Below are 15,150 nucleotides of genomic sequence, written 5' to 3' on the forward strand. Positions count from 1 at the left end.
CGATCGCCGCCACCGCCACCGACCCCCCGGGGGCCTGCCGACCGCCGTCGGCACGACCGCCATCACCGGGCCGTCACCCGTCCGGCCGTACGACCGTACGACCGTCAGCGGGTGGCGGCCCGCTCCAACTGGTCCAGGGTCGCCGCCACCGCGGGGACCCGGGCCAGGTCCGCCAGCGTGAGCGCCACGACCTCCCGCTCCACGGCCGGCTCCAGCACCAGCGCGGCCACGCCCTTGGCCCGTACGGACTCCACCGCCAGCTCGGGCAGGACCGCCACGCCCAGCCCCGCGCCCACCAGGCCGACCACGGCCGGGTAGTCGTCGGTCGCGAAGTCGATCCGCGGGGTGAATCCCGCGGCCTCGCAGACGTCGACCAGATGGCGGCGGCAGCGCGGGCAGCCCGCGATCCAGGGCTCCTCGGCCAGTTCCGCCATCCCCACCCGGGCCGCGCCCGCCAGCCGGTGCCGCTCGGGCACCAGGCCGACCAGCCGGTCCGTGAGCAGCGGGCGGACCACCAGGTCGTCCCACTCGGCCGCCGTCCCGTCCGGCCCGGCGCCCGCGTAGCGGAAGGCCAGCGCCACGTCGCAGTCGCCCTCGCGCAGCATCTCCACCGAGCGCGGCGGCTCCGCCTCGACCAGCGAGATCCGGGTACCGGGGTGCTCGGCGCGCATCGCGGCCAGCGCGGTCGGCACCAGCGTGGAGCTGCCGCTGGGGAAGGAGACCAGCCGGACCCGGCCCGCGCGCAGACCGGCGATGGCCGCGACCTCCTCCTCGGCCGCGGTCAGCCCGGCGAGGATGCCCGCCGCGTGGCGCACCAGCGCCTCCCCCGCCTGGGTCAGCCGCATCTCGCGGCCGGCCCGGACGAGCAGGGGGGTGCCCGCGGACTGCTCCAGCGCCTTCATCTGCTGGGAGACGGCGGGCTGGGTACAGCCCAGTTCGCGGGCGGCGGCGGAGAAGGAACCCGTACCGGCCACGGCGCGCAGGACTCGGAGATGACGTGCCTCGATCACCTGTCGAGCATAAGCCTTTCTTTGGAGAAGCCGCCAATAATCATGGACGGCTTTGAGGGTGCTCGGTTAGCGTGCCCCCATGGAGCTGATATCCCTCAACGTGGGCCGCGCGGCGGTCGTCGACTACACCGACGCCGAGGGCGGCCTGACCGGCAGCGACAAGCGACCGGTGGCCGGACCGCTGCGCGTCTTCGCGCCCGGCCCCAAGGGCTCCGGCGCCAGCGGCGTCGAGGGCGACGCCGTCTGCGACCTGCGCCACCACGGCGGCGACCACCAGGCGGTCTACGCGTACGCGCGCGAGGACCTGGACTGGTGGGAGGGCGAGCTGGGCCGGACGCTGCCCGGCGGGATCTTCGGCGAGAACTTCACCACCGCGGGGCTCGACGTCACCGGTGCGCGGGTGGGCGAGCGGTGGCGGGTCGGCGCGGACCTGGTCCTCGAAGTGGCCTCCGCCCGGATCCCGTGCCGGACCTTCCAGGGGTTCCTGGAGGAGGAGAGCTGGGTCAAGCGCTTCACCCGGGAGGTCCGCCCGGGCGCGTACCTGCGGGTGATCGAGGAGGGCTCCGTCTCCCCGGGCGACCCGATCGAGGTCGTCCACCGGCCGGAGCACGAGGTGAGCGTCGGCTTCTGGTTCCGCGCCTTCACCACCGAGCGCGCACTGCTCCCGCGGGCACTGGCGGCGGGCGACGCGCTGGAGCCCCAGGCACGCGACACGATCCGCGCGTACGTGGCGAAGCACGGCGCCGGGGGCGGTGGCGCGCGGGACTGACGGCCCGCGACGGGCAGCGGCGCCGCCACCCGGTGGACATTCGCGGTCGGCGCACTAGGTTGCGCCTATGACGACTGCGTTGATCACAGGATCCACGGCGGGCATCGGCGCCGCCTTCGCACGCAAGCTCGCCGCCCAGGGGCACAACCTGGTGCTGGTCGCGCGCGACACCAAGCGGCTCGGCGAGCAGGCGACCGAGCTGCACGACCGGCACGGCATCGAGGCCGAGGTGCTGAGCGCCGACCTCTCCACGGAGGAGGGCATCACGGCGGTCGAGCAGCGCCTGGCCGACCTCAAGCACCCGGTGGACCTGCTGGTCAACAACGCGGGCTTCGGCAACAAGGGCCGGTACCTGGAGGTGCCGATGGCCGACGAGCTGACCATGATCAAGGTGCACATCGAGGCCGTCCTGCGGCTGACCTCGGCGGCGACCGGGTCGATGCGCACGCGCGGCCGCGGCGGCGTGGTGAACGTGGCCTCGGTGGCCGCCTTCCTGCCGCGCGGGACCTATGGGGCGAGCAAGGCCTGGGTCGTGCAGTTCACCCAGGGCGCGGCGAAGGACCTGGCGGACTCCGGGGTCCGGCTGATGGCCCTGTGCCCCGGCTTCGTCCGTACGGAGTTCCACGAGCGGGCCGGGATGGGCACCGACAACATCCCCAACTGGATGTGGCTGGACGCGGACAAGCTGGTCGCCGAGGCGCTGGCCGACCTGGCGCGCGGGCGGACGGTGTCGATCCCGGACCCCCGCTACAAGGCGCTGATGAGCGTGGTGAAGCTGGCCCCGCGCGGGCTGCTGGGCGGGGTGTCCTCGCGCACGGGCCGCAAGTACGGCCCCCAGTGACTTGCGGGTAAACCACCCAATTGGCGCGATTCTCCTTAAACTGGACGTGTCCCGTTCCCGCTGGGAGGCGACGCGATGACATTCGTACAGGTAATCGATTACGAGACCAAGCGGTTCGACGAGATGAACGCCCTCATCGACCGCTACGCGGAACAGACCGCCGGCAGGCGCACGGTCACCCACACCCTGATCGGCAGGGACCGCGACTCGGGCACCCACTACGTGGACCTGGTCGAATTCCCCTCCTACGAGGAGGCCATGAGGAACTCTCAACTCCCGGAGACGGACCGGATGTTCCAGGAGATGGTGGCCCTCTGCGACGGCATGCCCAAGTTCATGAACCTCGACGTGGTGCGCGACGAGTACCTCAACAAGCTCGTCGCGAACCGGATCTTCGAGGACGTCGCCGTCAAGGGCGACTTCGACGTCATCGACGAGTGCGTGGCGGTCGGTTACATCAGCCACGACATGATGGACACCGAGGGACTGGGCAACGGCCGGGACGGCATGCGGCGCACGATCGGCATGTGGCGCGACGCCTTCGACTTCACCTTCGACAGGACGCGCCAGATCGCCGAGGGCGACTGCGTCACCACCCTGTGGGACTGGCGCGGCACCCACCGCGGCGAGTTCATGGGGGTCGCACCGACCGGCAAGGAAGTCACGATGTCGGGTTGTACGACGATCCGGATGGAGAACGGCCAGATCGCGGAGGACTGGTGGTACTACGACGCACCGGGACTGATGCGCCAGCTGGGCATGTGAGACGGAGAAAGCCCCGTTCCGGAGGAACGGGGCTTTCCCATGTGCCCGTGGGCGGGCGCGCCGGCGGGCCGGCGCGCTACGACCGGGTCAGTGGCTGTGGCCGTGGCCGCCGTGACCGGCGTCGGCCTCTTCGTCAGCCGGCTTCTCGACGACCAGGGTCTCGGTCGTGAGCAGCAGGGAGGCGATGGAGGCGGCGTTCTCCAGGGCGGAGCGCGTGACCTTGACCGGGTCGATGACGCCGGCCTTGACCAGGTCGCCGTACTCGCCGGTGGCGGCGTTGAAGCCCTGGCCCTTGTCGAGCTCGGCGACCTTCGAGGTGATGACGTAGCCCTCGAGGCCCGCGTTCTCCGCGATCCAGCGCAGCGGCTCGACGGCGGCGCGACGGACGACCGAGACACCGGTGGCCTCGTCGCCGGTCAGGCCGAGGTTGCCCTCCAGGACCTTGACGGCGTGGACGAGCGCGGAGCCACCGCCGGAGACGATGCCCTCCTCGACCGCGGCGCGGGTCGCCGAGATGGCGTCCTCGAGACGGTGCTTCTTCTCCTTGAGCTCCACCTCGGTGGCGGCGCCGACCTTGATGACGCAGACGCCACCGGCGAGCTTCGCCAGGCGCTCCTGCAGCTTCTCGCGGTCCCAGTCCGAGTCCGTGGACTCGATCTCGGCCTTGATCTGGTTGACGCGACCGAGCACGTCGTCGCTGCTGCCGCCACCGTCGACGATGACCGTGTCGTCCTTGGAGATGGTCACGCGGCGCGCGGTACCGAGGACGTCCAGACCGGCCTGGTCGAGCTTGAGGCCGACCTCTTCGGCGATGACGGTGGCGCCGGTGAGGGCGGCCATGTCCTGGAGCATCGCCTTGCGGCGGTCACCGAAGCCGGGGGCCTTGACGGCCACGGCGTTGAAGGTGCCACGGATCTTGTTGACGACGAGGGTGGAGAGCGCCTCGCCCTCGACGTCCTCGGCGATGATCAGCAGCGGCTTGGAGGCGCCCGCCTGGATGACCTTCTCCAGCAGCGGCAGCAGGTCCTGGATGGACGAGATCTTGCCCTGGTTGATCAGGATGTAGGGGTCCTCGAGGACGGCCTCCATACGCTCCTGGTCGGACACCATGTACGGGGAGAGGTAGCCCTTGTCGAAGGCCATGCCCTCGGTGAACTCCAGCTCCAGGCCGAAGGTGTTGGACTCCTCGACGGTGATGACACCGTCCTTGCCGACCTTGTCCATCGCCTCGGCGATGAGCTCGCCGACCTGGGTGTCCTGCGCGGAGAGCGCGGCCACGGCGGCGATGTCGGACTTGTCCTCGATCGGGCGGGCGGTCTCCAGCAGGTCCGCGGAGACGGCCTTGACCGCCGCGTCGATGCCCTTCTTCAGGGCGGCCGGGGAGGCGCCGGCGGCGACGTTGCGCAGACCCTCGCGGACCAGCGCCTGGGCCAGCACGGTGGCGGTGGTGGTGCCGTCACCCGCGATGTCGTTGGTCTTGGTCGCCACCTCCTTCACGAGCTGGGCACCGAGGTTCTCGTACGGGTCGTCGAGCTCGACCTCGCGCGCGATGGTGACACCGTCGTTGGTGATGGTGGGAGCGCCGAACTTCTTGTCGATGACGACGTTGCGGCCCTTGGGGCCGATCGTCACCTTGACCGTGTCGGCAAGCTTGTTGACGCCGCGCTCCAGAGCGCGACGGGCGTCCTCGTCAAACTTAAGAATCTTCGGCATGGGAGCGGTTCAGCCCTCTCGTTGCGATCCCCGGCCGCTCACCGCGACCGCCTTGAACGAACTACGCCCCTCGCCGCCCGGCATCAGCAGGGGTGACCAGGGGCGTAGCTCAAAGCAAAACTGGAGAAGTGACTTACTTCTCGACGATCGCGAGCACGTCGCGGGCCGAGAGGACGAGGTACTCCTCGCCGTTGTACTTCACTTCGGTGCCGCCGTACTTGCTGTACAGGACGACGTCGCCGACGGTGACGTCCAGCGGAAGACGCTGGCCGTCCTCGAAGCGACCCGGACCCACGGCGAGGACGACGCCCTCCTGGGGCTTCTCCTTCGCGGTGTCCGGGATGACCAGGCCGGAAGCCGTGGTCTGCTCGGCGTCGAGCGGCTGGACCACGATGCGGTCCTCAAGCGGCTTGATGGCAACCTTGGAGCTGGTGGTCGTCACGATCCGGTCTCCCCCTTCGGAGATCTCACGGGGTTAACTGTTTTTGGGGTGGCGACCAGGTGGTTCCGTCGTCGCGGGTGCCGGACCTGCCTGTCGCTGTGTTGGCACTCACCAGTGGCGAGTGCCAGGCCCGAGACTATTCCGGCGATTAGCACTCGGTCAAGCGGAGTGCCAATTTCTCGCGTCCGGTGTTGTCCCCGCCCGGTGTGTGACGCTTGGGACGTGCGCATTCTCGTGGTCGAAGACGAAGAGGGACTGGCCGAGTCCCTGCGGCGCGGCCTGTCCGCCGAGGGCCACTGGGTCGAGGTCGCGCACGACGGCCACCGCGGCCTGGAGCTGGCGCTCAGCGGCGGCCCCTACGACGTGGTCCTGCTGGACCTGATGCTGCCCGGGCTCAGCGGGTACGAGATCTGCACGCGGATGCGCGCCCACGGCGACGCGACCCCGGTGCTGATGCTCACCGCCAAGGACGGCGAGTACGACGAGGCCGAGGGCCTGGACTCCGGCGCCGACGACTACCTGACCAAGCCGTTCTCCTTCGTCGTCCTGGGCGCCCGCGTCCGGGCGCTGGCCCGGCGGGCCGGGGCGCCCGGGCGCTCCCCCACCCTCCAGGCCGGCGACCTCTTCCTCGACCCCGAGGCCCGCCGCTGCCGCCGGGGCACCCGGGACATCGAGCTGACCGCCCGCGAGCTGGGCGTGCTGGCCTGCCTGATGGAGAACCCGGGACGGGCCGTGGCCAAGCAGGAGATCCTCGACGAGGTCTGGCGCTCCCCCGGCGGCTCCGCGGGCATCGACCCGAACATCGTCGAGGTGTACGTCTCCTCGCTGCGCAAGAAGATCGACGCCCCCTTCGGGCGCCGCTCCATCCGCACCGTCCACGGCACCGGCTACCGGATGGCCCCCGACGGTGGTTAGCAGCGTCCGGGCCCGCGCGGCCCTCGCCGCCGCGCTCGCGATGGCGGCCGTCCTGGCCGTCGGCGGGATCTGGCTCTACGCCCTGCTGCGGGCCAACCTGCTGGACAACACCAACGGCCGCACCGAACTGGCCGCCCGCAAGGTGGCGGCCCAGCTCGACACCCGGACCCTGCCCGCGGGGCGGCTGCCGGCCCCCGAGAGCGGAGTGGACCTGGTGCTCGTCCTGGACTCCGCGGGCGCGGTGACCGCCGCCAGCGGGGATCCGGGGCGGCTGCCCGCCGAGCTGGCGGGGCTGCGGCCGGCCGCCGGGGCGGATTCGCGCGCGGCCGTCCTGCCGCCGCCCGCCCCCGGGAGCGGGGAGCGGCGCGCGGTGGTCGTGGTCCGCTCCCCCGGGCCGCCCGGAGCCGCCGGGGCGCCGCACTACGTCTACGCGATGACCGTCCTCGGGGACGTGGACGGCGCCACCCGTTCCGTCGCCTACGGGATGCTGGGCGGCGCGCCCCCGCTGATCGCCTTCGCGGCCGCGCTCGCCTGGTGGGTCGCGGGGCTGGCGCTGCGCCCGGTCACCGCGATCGGCGACGCGCTGGCCTCGGTGACCGCGAGCGAGCTGGACCGGCGGGTGCCCGACCCGGGCGGGGCGGACGAGATCGCGCGCCTCGCCCGGACCGTGAACGACACCCTGGACCGGCTGGAGCGCTCGGACGCGCGCCAGCGCCAGTTCACCGCCGACGCCTCGCACGAGCTGCGCAATCCGCTGGCCGCCGTGCGGTCCCGGCTGGAGGTGGCGCTGGAGGAGCCCGACCGGGAGTCGGTCGCGGCCGCCCTGGCCGACACCGAGCGGCTCCAGCGGATCGCGGCCGACCTGCTGCTGCTGGCCCGGCTCGACGGGCGGCCGGCGCCGCGCACCGAGCCGGTGGACCTGGCGCTGCTGGCCGCGGAGGACGCGGCCCGGCGGCGCGCGCCGCGGGTGCGGCTGCGGGTGGTGGCGGGGGCGCCCGTACCGGCGGTCGGGGATCCGGCGCGGCTGGAGCGGGCGCTGGCCAACCTGGTGGACAACGCGCTGCGGCACGCCCGTGGCGAGGTGGTCGTACGGGCGTACGCGCGCGGTGGCTGGAAGGTGCTGGAGGTCACCGACGACGGTCCGGGGATCCCGGAGGCGGACCGGGACCGGGTCTTCGAGCGGTTCGTGCGGCTGGATCCGGACCGGGGCCGGGCCAGCGGCGGCACCGGGCTGGGCCTGGCCATCGCCCGGGAGATCGCCCGCTCGCACGGCGGCGAGGTGAGCGCGGTGGCCCCGGCGGACGGCGGCGGGGCGCGCCTGGTGCTGCGGCTGCCGGCCGGGTCCTGAAAGGGTCTTCAGGAACCTCAGGTTTCCTTCAGCGACCGGCCCCCAGCATCGGATGGCATGAGTGCGCATCGCAGGAAGACGGGTCAGGGCACCCGGGGGGCACGCGGGCCGCACCGGCGGATCGGGCGCGCGCTGCTGGTCACCGGCTGCGCGCTGGCCGTGCTGGCGGGGGCCACGGGCTGGTACCTCTACGACGACCTGGCGGGCAGCATCGGCAGCTCCAAGGCCTTGGAGGGCGCCGAGAAGTCGCAGGCCGGGGACCTGAACATCCTGTTGATGGGGTTGGACAGCCGTCGGGACCAGAACGGCGAGCCGCTGCCGGACTCGGTCCTCGACAAGCTGCACGCCGGGAGTTCCGACATCGGCGGCTACAACACCAACACCCTGATCCTGCTGCACGTGCCCGCCGACGGCGGCAGGGCGAAGGCCTTCTCCATCCCGCGCGACGACTTCGTGACGATGCACGGGGTGCCCGGGGACACGGGCAAGCAGAAGATCAAGGAGGCCTACGGGCGGGCGAAGGCGAAGCGCGAGGAGCAGCTGTCCGGCCAGGGGGTCAAGGACGGCCGGGAGCTGGAGCGCGAGGGGCGCGAGGCGGGGCGCAAGGCCTCGCTCGACACGGTGCGGGCCTTCCTGGGCGTGCCGATCGACCACTTCGCCGAGCTGAACCTGGCCGGTTTCTACCACGTGGCGGACGCGCTGGGCGGCGTACCGGTGTGCCTGAACAAGGCGGTCAAGGACAAGAACTCCGGCGCGGACTTCCCGGCCGGGCGGCAGACCCTGAACGGGCAGCAGTCCCTGGCCTTCGTGCGCCAGCGGATGGGTCTGGACGGGGGCGACCTGGACCGGACGCGGCGCCAGCAGGCCTTCCTCGCCGGGGCGACGAAGAAACTGAACGACGCGGGGACCTTTACGGATCCGGTGAAACTGCTCAAGCTGATCAACACGGCCAAGCAGGACGTGGTGACGGACGAGGGATGGGACCTGATGTCCTTCGTCAAGCAGGCGAAGAACCTCTCCGGTGGCAATGTGGAATTCACGACACTGCCCATCGAGCGGTTCGGAAGCAACCATGGGACCGACATCAACGTCGTAGACGATATGAAGATAAAGCGCCTCATTGCCGAGCAGATAGGGCCCAGGGCGACCGCGAGCCCGAGTGCACCGGGTGGCGCTGCCCCGTCACCGGGTGCCGGAGCCGCCGGTTCGACCCCGCCGGTCGCGCCCCCGCCGACCGCGGACGAGAGGAAGCCCGCCATCGACGGCGGCGGCATCCCGTGCGTGGACTGAACCGGAGCACGACGGCGGGCGCCCGCCGTCGTACGGAAGCCCTGCTGCTGGTCCTGGTCGTCGCCATCACCGTCTTCGGACACGTGAGCGCGAGCCTGGCCATGAACGACCAGCTGCCCGCCAACCTCACCGGCTTCGCGGTCAGCATGACGCTGCTCGCGCTGGTGGGGCACCTCGGCGTGCGCCGGTTCGCCGCCTACGCCGATCCGCTGATCCTGCCGCTGGCGATGCTGCTCACCGGGCTGGGGCTGGTGCTGCTGCACCGGCTGGACCAGTCGTACATCGAGCGGTACAACGCCCCGGCGGTCGCGCAGGGGCAGCTGATCTGGGCGGTGATCGGCGTGGCGGCCTGCCTGGGCGTGGTGGCGCTGCTGCGCGACCACCGGCTGCTCCAGCGCTTCATCTACATCACGATGGTCGTCTCGCTGGTGCTCCTGATCGCGCCCGCCTTCTTCGGCGCGGACAAGTACGGCGCGAAGCGCTGGATCATCCTCTTCGGGATGTCGCTCCAGCCCGGCGAGTTCGTGAAGATCATGATCGCGGTGTTCTTCGCGGGCTACCTGGTGCTGCACCGCGACGCGCTGGCCCTGGCCGGGCGCAAGTTCCTGGGCATGCGGCTGCCGCCGATGCGCCAGCTCGGCCCGATCATCACCGTGTGGCTCGTCTCGCTGCTGGTGCTCGTCTTCGAGCGCGACCTCGGCACCTCGCTGATCTTCTTCGGCGTCTTCGTGGTGATGCTCTACGTCGCCACCGAGCGGACCAGCTGGATCATCTGCGGCGGTCTCATGGCCGCCCTCGGCGCCTTCGTCGTGGGCTCGACCCAGCCGCACGTGAAGGGCCGCGTCGCCGCCTGGCTGGACCCGCTGTCGTACTACCAGACCCCGCGCCCGGCGGGCATCACCTCCGACCAGTCGGCGCAGGCGCTGTTCAGCTTCGGCACCGGCGGGGTCTCGGGCACCGGCCTCGGCATGGGCCACCCCGAGCTGCTCGGCTTCGCGGGACGCAGCGACTTCATCCTGACCACGGTCGGCGAGGAGCTGGGCCTGGCCGGGGTGATGGCGGTGCTGATCATCTACGCGCTGCTGGTCCAGCGGGGACTGCGGATGGCGCTCGGCGCCCGCGACCCCTTCGGCAAGCTGCTGTCGGTCGGCCTGGCGTCGGCGCTGGCGCTCCAGGTCTTCGTGGTCGCGGGCGGGGTGACCGGGCTGATCCCGCTCAGTGGAAAGGCGCTGCCGTTCCTGGCGAGCGGCGGCTCGTCGCTCCTGGCCAACTGGATCATGATCGGGTTGCTGATCCGGATCAGCGACAGCGCGGAGCGGCAGCGGGAGGCGGACTCCCGACCGATGTCGGAGCCCCCGGCCACGCTGGCGGCGTAGCGCTGCTCCGTCGGCCCAGGCCGCGGTTCAGCCGCGGTCGAAGACGTGCACCCGGCCCACCGGGACGAAGCCCCGGCGCGCGTACCAGTGCCGGGGCCAGTCGGCCTCGTCGGCGGTGAGGAAGCGCGTGCCGCAGCCGGCGTCGGCGGCCGCGCGCAGGGCCGCGCCGAGGACGGCGTCGCCGTGGCCGCGGCCCAGCAGCGCCCCGTCGGTCATCAGGTCCTCGATCTGCGCGGTGCCCGAGGCCGGGTCGAGGTAGAGGTCGCACCAGGCGGCGACGTCCCCCTCGGCGGTACGGGCGCCCAGGAAGCGCACGTCGGCGGCGCCCCGCAGCCTGGCGCGGCGGCGGGCCACGAGCTGGTCCAGCTCCGCCGCGTCGGCCTCGGGGAGGAATCCGCGCCAGCGGCGGGCGAGCGGCTCGCGGAAGGCGGCCAGGTCCACCTCACCGGCGGCGGGGATCCCGGCGCCGGGGGCCGGTACCGGTCCGGTGTGCCGCAGGACGACCAGACTCAGGTGCGTGTAGCCGGCCCGGACCATGGACGGGGCCGCGGCGGCTCCGAACGTCTCGTCCAGGACGCTGACCAGCCGGAAGGGCAGGTGCCCGAGCGCCCCGTCGGCGAGGGCGGGGAGCGTCTCGGGGTCCAGGGCGGCGGGGTCGTCGATGACGACCTGGTTGTCGGCCCGGGAGTGGTGGAAGGTGTCGTCGAGCGCCGCGAAGCCGCCGACCAGGTCGACCGTGCGCTCCGCCTGCCTGCGGGCGAAGCCGGACATGAAGGCCGTGATCTGCTGCGTTTCGGGTACGGGTCCGCTCATGAACGCACCCTAACCAGCGCCCGCCCGCGCCCGCCCGCCCTTTTCGGCCGCCGGCCGCGGCGCGGGGGCGGGGATCAGAGGTAGTCCTCCAGGCGCCCGATCTTGTAGCCCTGCTCCTGTATGCGCTGGAGCATCCGGGTCGTCATCTCGATCTCCGTCGCGCCCTTCAGCTCGGCCGGGCCGCGGAAGTGGGCCAGGACGATGTCACCGGGCTTGAGGGCGTCGCCCTCGGCGTACTGGAAGTTGTTGATCTGCATCGACGCCTGCCACAGGACCACGTACGAGATCCCGCACTCGGAGGCGGCGCGCAGGGTGTCGTCGTTGTAGTTGCCGTACGGCGGGCGGAAGAGGGGCGGCTTGGCGCCGAAGCGCTTCTCCAGGCGTTCCTGCTGGCCGCATATCTCCTTCTTCTGCGCCGCGAAGGACAGCGTGCGCAGGTTCGGGTGGGTCAGCGTGTGGTTGTTTATCGTGCTGCGCGAGCCGTTGTCGCGGAGCGACTGGAAGTGCCCGTAGTCCGACGAGGCGATGTTGTCCGTCAGGAACATGCTGATCGGCAGCTTGAGGTCGGCCGCCATCTTCAGGAACTCGGGGTTCTTCTCCGCGCCGTCGTCGAAGGTCAGGAAGACGGTCTTCTCCCCGGCGGGCACGGGTATGCGGTTCACCACGGGTATCTTGCCCGGCGCGGCCTTCGGGATCTGCGGCTTCTGCGCGGGCTTCGCCGCGAATTCCAGCGGCTTGGCGAGGCCCCAGCGCTTGTGGGCGTCGTTCGCGGAGGCGCTCGCGGAGGGCGCGGGAGACGGCTTGCCGCTGCCGCCTCCCGGGCCCGTGCCGTCCGTCGCGGTTCCCTGCGACGCCTGCGCCGTCTTGCGGCCGAGCCGCTCGATGGGGTCCACGCTGTTCCCGCACCCCGACAGGGACAGCGCGAGCGCGCCGGCCGCCAGCGTTCCGGCCGTCAACCGGCGCGCGATGCTCACAAGTAATCCTCCAAGCGGGCCACGGCGTATCCCTTCGCCGTGACGGTCTTCATCACCTGGCGGATCATGTCAGGCATCGTGCCCTTCCAGTCCTCCCGCCCCCGGAAGTGCGTGAGGATGATGTCGCCGGGGTGCAGGTCCTTGTCCTCTTCCCGGTAGTCCATTCTGTCCGTGAACGCCTCCGCGTTCCAGATCGGAACGGCCTTCACTCCGCACGACTTGGCCGCGCGCAGCGTGTCCTGGTTGTAGTTGCCGTACGGCGGGCGGAAGAGCGTCGGGCGCTTGCCGAACTCCTTCTGGATGGTGTCCTGCATGCCGCAGATCTCCTGGCGCTGCTTCTCGTAGGAGAGGCCGGGCAGGTAGCGGTGGTTGAGCGTGTGGTTGTTGAGGGAGACGCCCTCGGACTGCATCTGCTTGAAGTACGCGTAGTTGTCGCGCACCAGGTAGTCGCTGAGGAACGCCGTGTACGGGAGCTTCAGTTCCTGCATCATCTTGAGGAACTCGGGGTCCTTCTCGGCCCCGTCGTCGATCGTCAGGAAGACGACCTTGTCCTCGGTGGGCACGGTCGTGAAGACCGGCGGGAGCTCGTCGCCGTCCTCCACCTCGAAGCCCTTGCGGAAGGTGATCTCCGGCTTGGTCTTCGGCGCCGCGGGCGCGGCGAGCGGCGCCTGGGCCAGCCCCCACTTCTTGGCGGCGAGCACCCGTGCCTGCTGGAGCTGCTGGGCGCTGACCGCGGGGCCGCCCTGGGCGCCGCTGCGGCCGGTCTCCGCCTTCTTGTCCTTCACCGCGGGGGCGGACCCGGTCGAGCCGCAGGCCGTCCCGAGGGCGGCGACCAGCAGCGCGGCCAGCGCCACCCCGTACCGGCCGCGCGTGCCCGCGACTCGGTGACCCATACGCGCGTTATTTCCGTTTTTTCCTACTAGCTGCATAGCTGCGCATCCTGACACCCGACCCCCGCGCTCCCGCGACGACACCGCGACCGGCGGCGGACGATCCATCGAGTGGCCCAAACTGTCCGACAATGAAGCGGTGAACCCCGAAGACTTCGCCGCCCTGCTCGCCCCCGAGGGCCGCGCCCTGCTCGACTCGCTGCGCGACTACGACCCGGCCCAGGAGCTGGCCGTGGCCACCCGGCTGCGCCGCGAACACCCCGCCGAGCTGGTCTCCGCCGCCCTCGGACAGGCCCGGCTGCGCCAGCGCGCGGTGGTGAAGTTCGGGGCCGAGGACGCGTACCGGATGTACTTCACGCCCGGCGGCGGCGAGATGGCCACCCGGGCGGCCGTGGCGACGTACCGCGCCGAGCGGATCGCCGCGCTCGGCGTACGGTCGGTCGCCGACCTGTGCTGCGGCATCGGCGGGGACGCGCTGGCGCTGGCCCGCGCCGGGATCCGGGTGCTCGCCGTGGACCGGGACCCGCTGACCGTCGCCGTCGCCCGCGCGAACGCGCGGGCGCTGGGGCTGGCCGACCTGATCGAGGTCGTGGAGGCCGATGTCACCGAGGTCGACACCGCCGGCTACGACGCCGTCTTCCTCGACCCGGCCCGGCGCGGCGGACGCGGGCGGATCTTCGACCCCGAGGGGTACTCGCCGCCGCTGTCCTGGGCCGTCGAGACCGCCCGCGCGGCGAAGTTCGCCGCCATCAAGATCGCCCCCGGGATCCCGCACGAGGCCGTCCCGGCCGAGGCCGAGGCCGAGTGGATCTCCGACGCGGGGGACGTGAAGGAGGCCGTGCTCTGGTTCGGGACCTCGCCCGGCGCCATCCGCGCGACCCTGCTCCCGGGACCGCGCACGCTGCGCACCGAGGACCCGCTGCCCGACCCGGAGGCCGGACCGGTGGGCCGCTACCTCTACGAACCGGACGGCGCGGTCATCCGGGCCCACCTGGTCGCCGAGGTCGCCGAGCAGCTCGGCGGGCGGTTGATCGACCCGACCATCGCCTACATCACCGCCGACGAGCTGCGCGCGACGCCGTACGCCACCGCCTACGAGATCACCGACGTGCTGCCCTTCGGCCTCAAGAAGCTCAAGGCCCTGCTGCGCGAGCGCGGGGTGGGCGTCCTGACCGTCAAGAAGCGCGGCTCCGCGATCGAACCGGAAGAGCTGCGCCGCAAGGTCAAGCCGCAGGGGCCGAACTCCGCGACGGTCATCCTGACCCGAGTGGCGGGCGCTCCTTCGATGCTGATCGGCGCTCCTGCCCCGGTACCGACGCGGCAGGGGTGACGTCGGCGGCGCTCCCGGGCGGGCCCTGCGCGGGCGGCGCGGTCGGCGGGTGCGCGAGCGGGAAGGCCCGCAGGGCCCACCGGTAGTGCGCGGCCGCCTTGCCCGCACCCAACAGCCCGGTGATCCACAGGATCATCCCGAGGCCCATCAGGGAGGCCACCTCGCCGTAGGTGTCCGAGCCGGGCCGGGCGGCGCTCGCGCTCCCGAAGGTCACCCACAGCCCGAGCGCGCACAGGGCCAGCGAGGACAGCAGCCACGCCAGGCTCCGCCCGGGCATCCGCAGGCGGGCGTCATGGACCGGATCGCGATCCGACGCGGCCCACGCGCAGAGCAGTTGGCGCACCCGGCGGTCCCGCTTGGCGCCCCACACGAACCAGAAGCCGGCCGGTACGAGGACCCCCGCGCCCAGGACCAGGAAGACGACGCCGACGAACTGCTCGGTCAGACCGCCCTCTTCGAAGGCCATCAGCGCCATGCCCACGAAGGACCAGCCGAGGGCGAAGACGGCGCTGACCGCCCAGAGCAGCAGCAGCCGCCCCGTGCCCAGGCTCAGCCGCTCCAACTCCCCCAGGTAGCGGGCCCGGTCGGCCCGGACGGCGTGGGGGTCCAGCCACGCGCGCAGGTGCGCGGGCGGTGGTGGTGGCGGCAGGTCACTGCGGGGCATGCGCATGACG

Annotated in this window: 15 protein-coding genes; 8 read left to right on the plus strand and 7 right to left on the minus strand. The window is 71.9% G+C overall.

What is annotated here, in order from left to right:
* Positions 1–104: 104 nt before the first annotated feature.
* Positions 105–1,010 (minus strand): LysR family transcriptional regulator, encoded by a 906-nt coding sequence (locus ACFWAR_RS16890; RefSeq protein ID WP_385777765.1) that lies wholly within the window; start codon positions 1,008–1,010, stop codon positions 105–107.
* A 79-nt stretch (positions 1,011–1,089) separates the two neighbouring features.
* On the opposite strand from ACFWAR_RS16890, the gene ACFWAR_RS16895 reads away from it, so the two are divergent.
* From ACFWAR_RS16895 to ACFWAR_RS16905, 3 genes are all read left to right on the plus strand, one after another.
* Positions 1,090–1,779, plus strand: coding sequence for an MOSC domain-containing protein (locus tag ACFWAR_RS16895; protein WP_385777768.1), 690 nt, complete (start codon positions 1,090–1,092; stop codon positions 1,777–1,779).
* A 67-nt stretch (positions 1,780–1,846) separates the two neighbouring features.
* A complete protein-coding gene (locus ACFWAR_RS16900; protein WP_354383038.1) occupies positions 1,847–2,620 on the plus strand; it encodes an SDR family oxidoreductase in 774 nt (257 codons plus the stop codon).
* A gap of 75 nt (positions 2,621–2,695) precedes the next feature.
* The gene (locus ACFWAR_RS16905) at positions 2,696–3,385 is read left to right on the plus strand and encodes an ester cyclase (protein WP_385777772.1); all 690 of its coding nucleotides are present in this window, start codon (positions 2,696–2,698) and stop codon (positions 3,383–3,385) included.
* Between the two features lie 87 nt (positions 3,386–3,472).
* On the opposite strand, the gene groL is transcribed toward ACFWAR_RS16905, so the two are convergent.
* Complete coding sequence (gene groL, locus ACFWAR_RS16910; protein WP_385777775.1) at positions 3,473–5,098, minus strand: chaperonin GroEL; 1,626 nt, start codon at positions 5,096–5,098, stop codon at positions 3,473–3,475.
* Positions 5,099–5,231: 133 nt separating this feature from the next.
* A complete protein-coding gene (gene groES / locus ACFWAR_RS16915) occupies positions 5,232–5,540 on the minus strand; it encodes a co-chaperone GroES (protein WP_008739621.1) in 309 nt (102 codons plus the stop codon).
* Positions 5,541–5,762: 222 nt separating this feature from the next.
* Here groES and ACFWAR_RS16920 point away from each other — a divergent pair, with 222 nt between their 5' ends.
* Genes ACFWAR_RS16920 through ACFWAR_RS16935 form a run of 4 tightly spaced genes read left to right on the plus strand, consistent with a single transcriptional unit; the run spans position 5,763 to position 10,469 of the window.
* Positions 5,763–6,455 (plus strand): response regulator transcription factor, encoded by a 693-nt coding sequence (locus tag ACFWAR_RS16920; RefSeq protein WP_385777778.1) that lies wholly within the window; start codon positions 5,763–5,765, stop codon positions 6,453–6,455.
* On the plus strand, positions 6,448–7,803 hold the full coding sequence (locus ACFWAR_RS16925) for a sensor histidine kinase (protein ID WP_385777781.1): 1,356 nt from the start codon (positions 6,448–6,450) through the stop codon (positions 7,801–7,803). Before ACFWAR_RS16920 ends, ACFWAR_RS16925 begins: the two co-directional genes overlap by 8 nt.
* A gap of 57 nt (positions 7,804–7,860) precedes the next feature.
* Positions 7,861–9,093: an LCP family protein gene (locus tag ACFWAR_RS16930; protein WP_385777784.1), complete on the plus strand. Its 1,233-nt coding sequence runs from the start codon at positions 7,861–7,863 to the stop codon at positions 9,091–9,093.
* Positions 9,081–10,469: an FtsW/RodA/SpoVE family cell cycle protein gene (locus ACFWAR_RS16935; RefSeq protein ID WP_385777787.1), complete on the plus strand. Its 1,389-nt coding sequence runs from the start codon at positions 9,081–9,083 to the stop codon at positions 10,467–10,469. Before ACFWAR_RS16930 ends, ACFWAR_RS16935 begins: the two co-directional genes overlap by 13 nt.
* A 27-nt stretch (positions 10,470–10,496) precedes the next feature.
* Here ACFWAR_RS16935 and ACFWAR_RS16940 read toward each other — a convergent pair whose 3' ends face one another.
* The 3 genes from ACFWAR_RS16940 to ACFWAR_RS16950 form a co-directional block, all read right to left on the minus strand.
* Positions 10,497–11,282 carry a GNAT family N-acetyltransferase gene (locus ACFWAR_RS16940; protein ID WP_385777789.1) on the minus strand — a complete coding sequence of 262 codons (786 nt, stop codon included), beginning with the start codon at positions 11,280–11,282 and terminating at the stop codon, positions 10,497–10,499.
* Positions 11,283–11,356: 74 nt separating this feature from the next.
* A complete protein-coding gene (locus tag ACFWAR_RS16945; protein WP_385777791.1) occupies positions 11,357–12,256 on the minus strand; it encodes a polysaccharide deacetylase family protein in 900 nt (299 codons plus the stop codon).
* The gene (locus tag ACFWAR_RS16950; protein WP_385777793.1) at positions 12,253–13,149 is read right to left on the minus strand and encodes a polysaccharide deacetylase family protein; all 897 of its coding nucleotides are present in this window, start codon (positions 13,147–13,149) and stop codon (positions 12,253–12,255) included. Before ACFWAR_RS16950 ends, ACFWAR_RS16945 begins: the two co-directional genes overlap by 4 nt.
* A gap of 136 nt (positions 13,150–13,285) precedes the next feature.
* Between ACFWAR_RS16950 and ACFWAR_RS16955 the strand changes: the two genes are divergently transcribed.
* Positions 13,286–14,476, plus strand: coding sequence for a methyltransferase domain-containing protein (locus ACFWAR_RS16955; protein WP_385777794.1), 1,191 nt, complete (start codon positions 13,286–13,288; stop codon positions 14,474–14,476).
* On the opposite strand, the gene ACFWAR_RS16960 is transcribed toward ACFWAR_RS16955, so the two are convergent.
* The gene (locus ACFWAR_RS16960) at positions 14,400–15,140 is read right to left on the minus strand and encodes a hypothetical protein (protein WP_385777795.1); all 741 of its coding nucleotides are present in this window, start codon (positions 15,138–15,140) and stop codon (positions 14,400–14,402) included. The genes ACFWAR_RS16955 and ACFWAR_RS16960 overlap by 77 nt on opposite strands.
* Between the last annotated feature and the right edge of the window lie 10 nt (positions 15,141–15,150).

It is taken from the genome of Streptomyces sp. NPDC059917 (genome assembly GCF_042730635.1).
Lineage (GTDB): Bacteria > Actinomycetota > Actinomycetes > Streptomycetales > Streptomycetaceae > Streptomyces.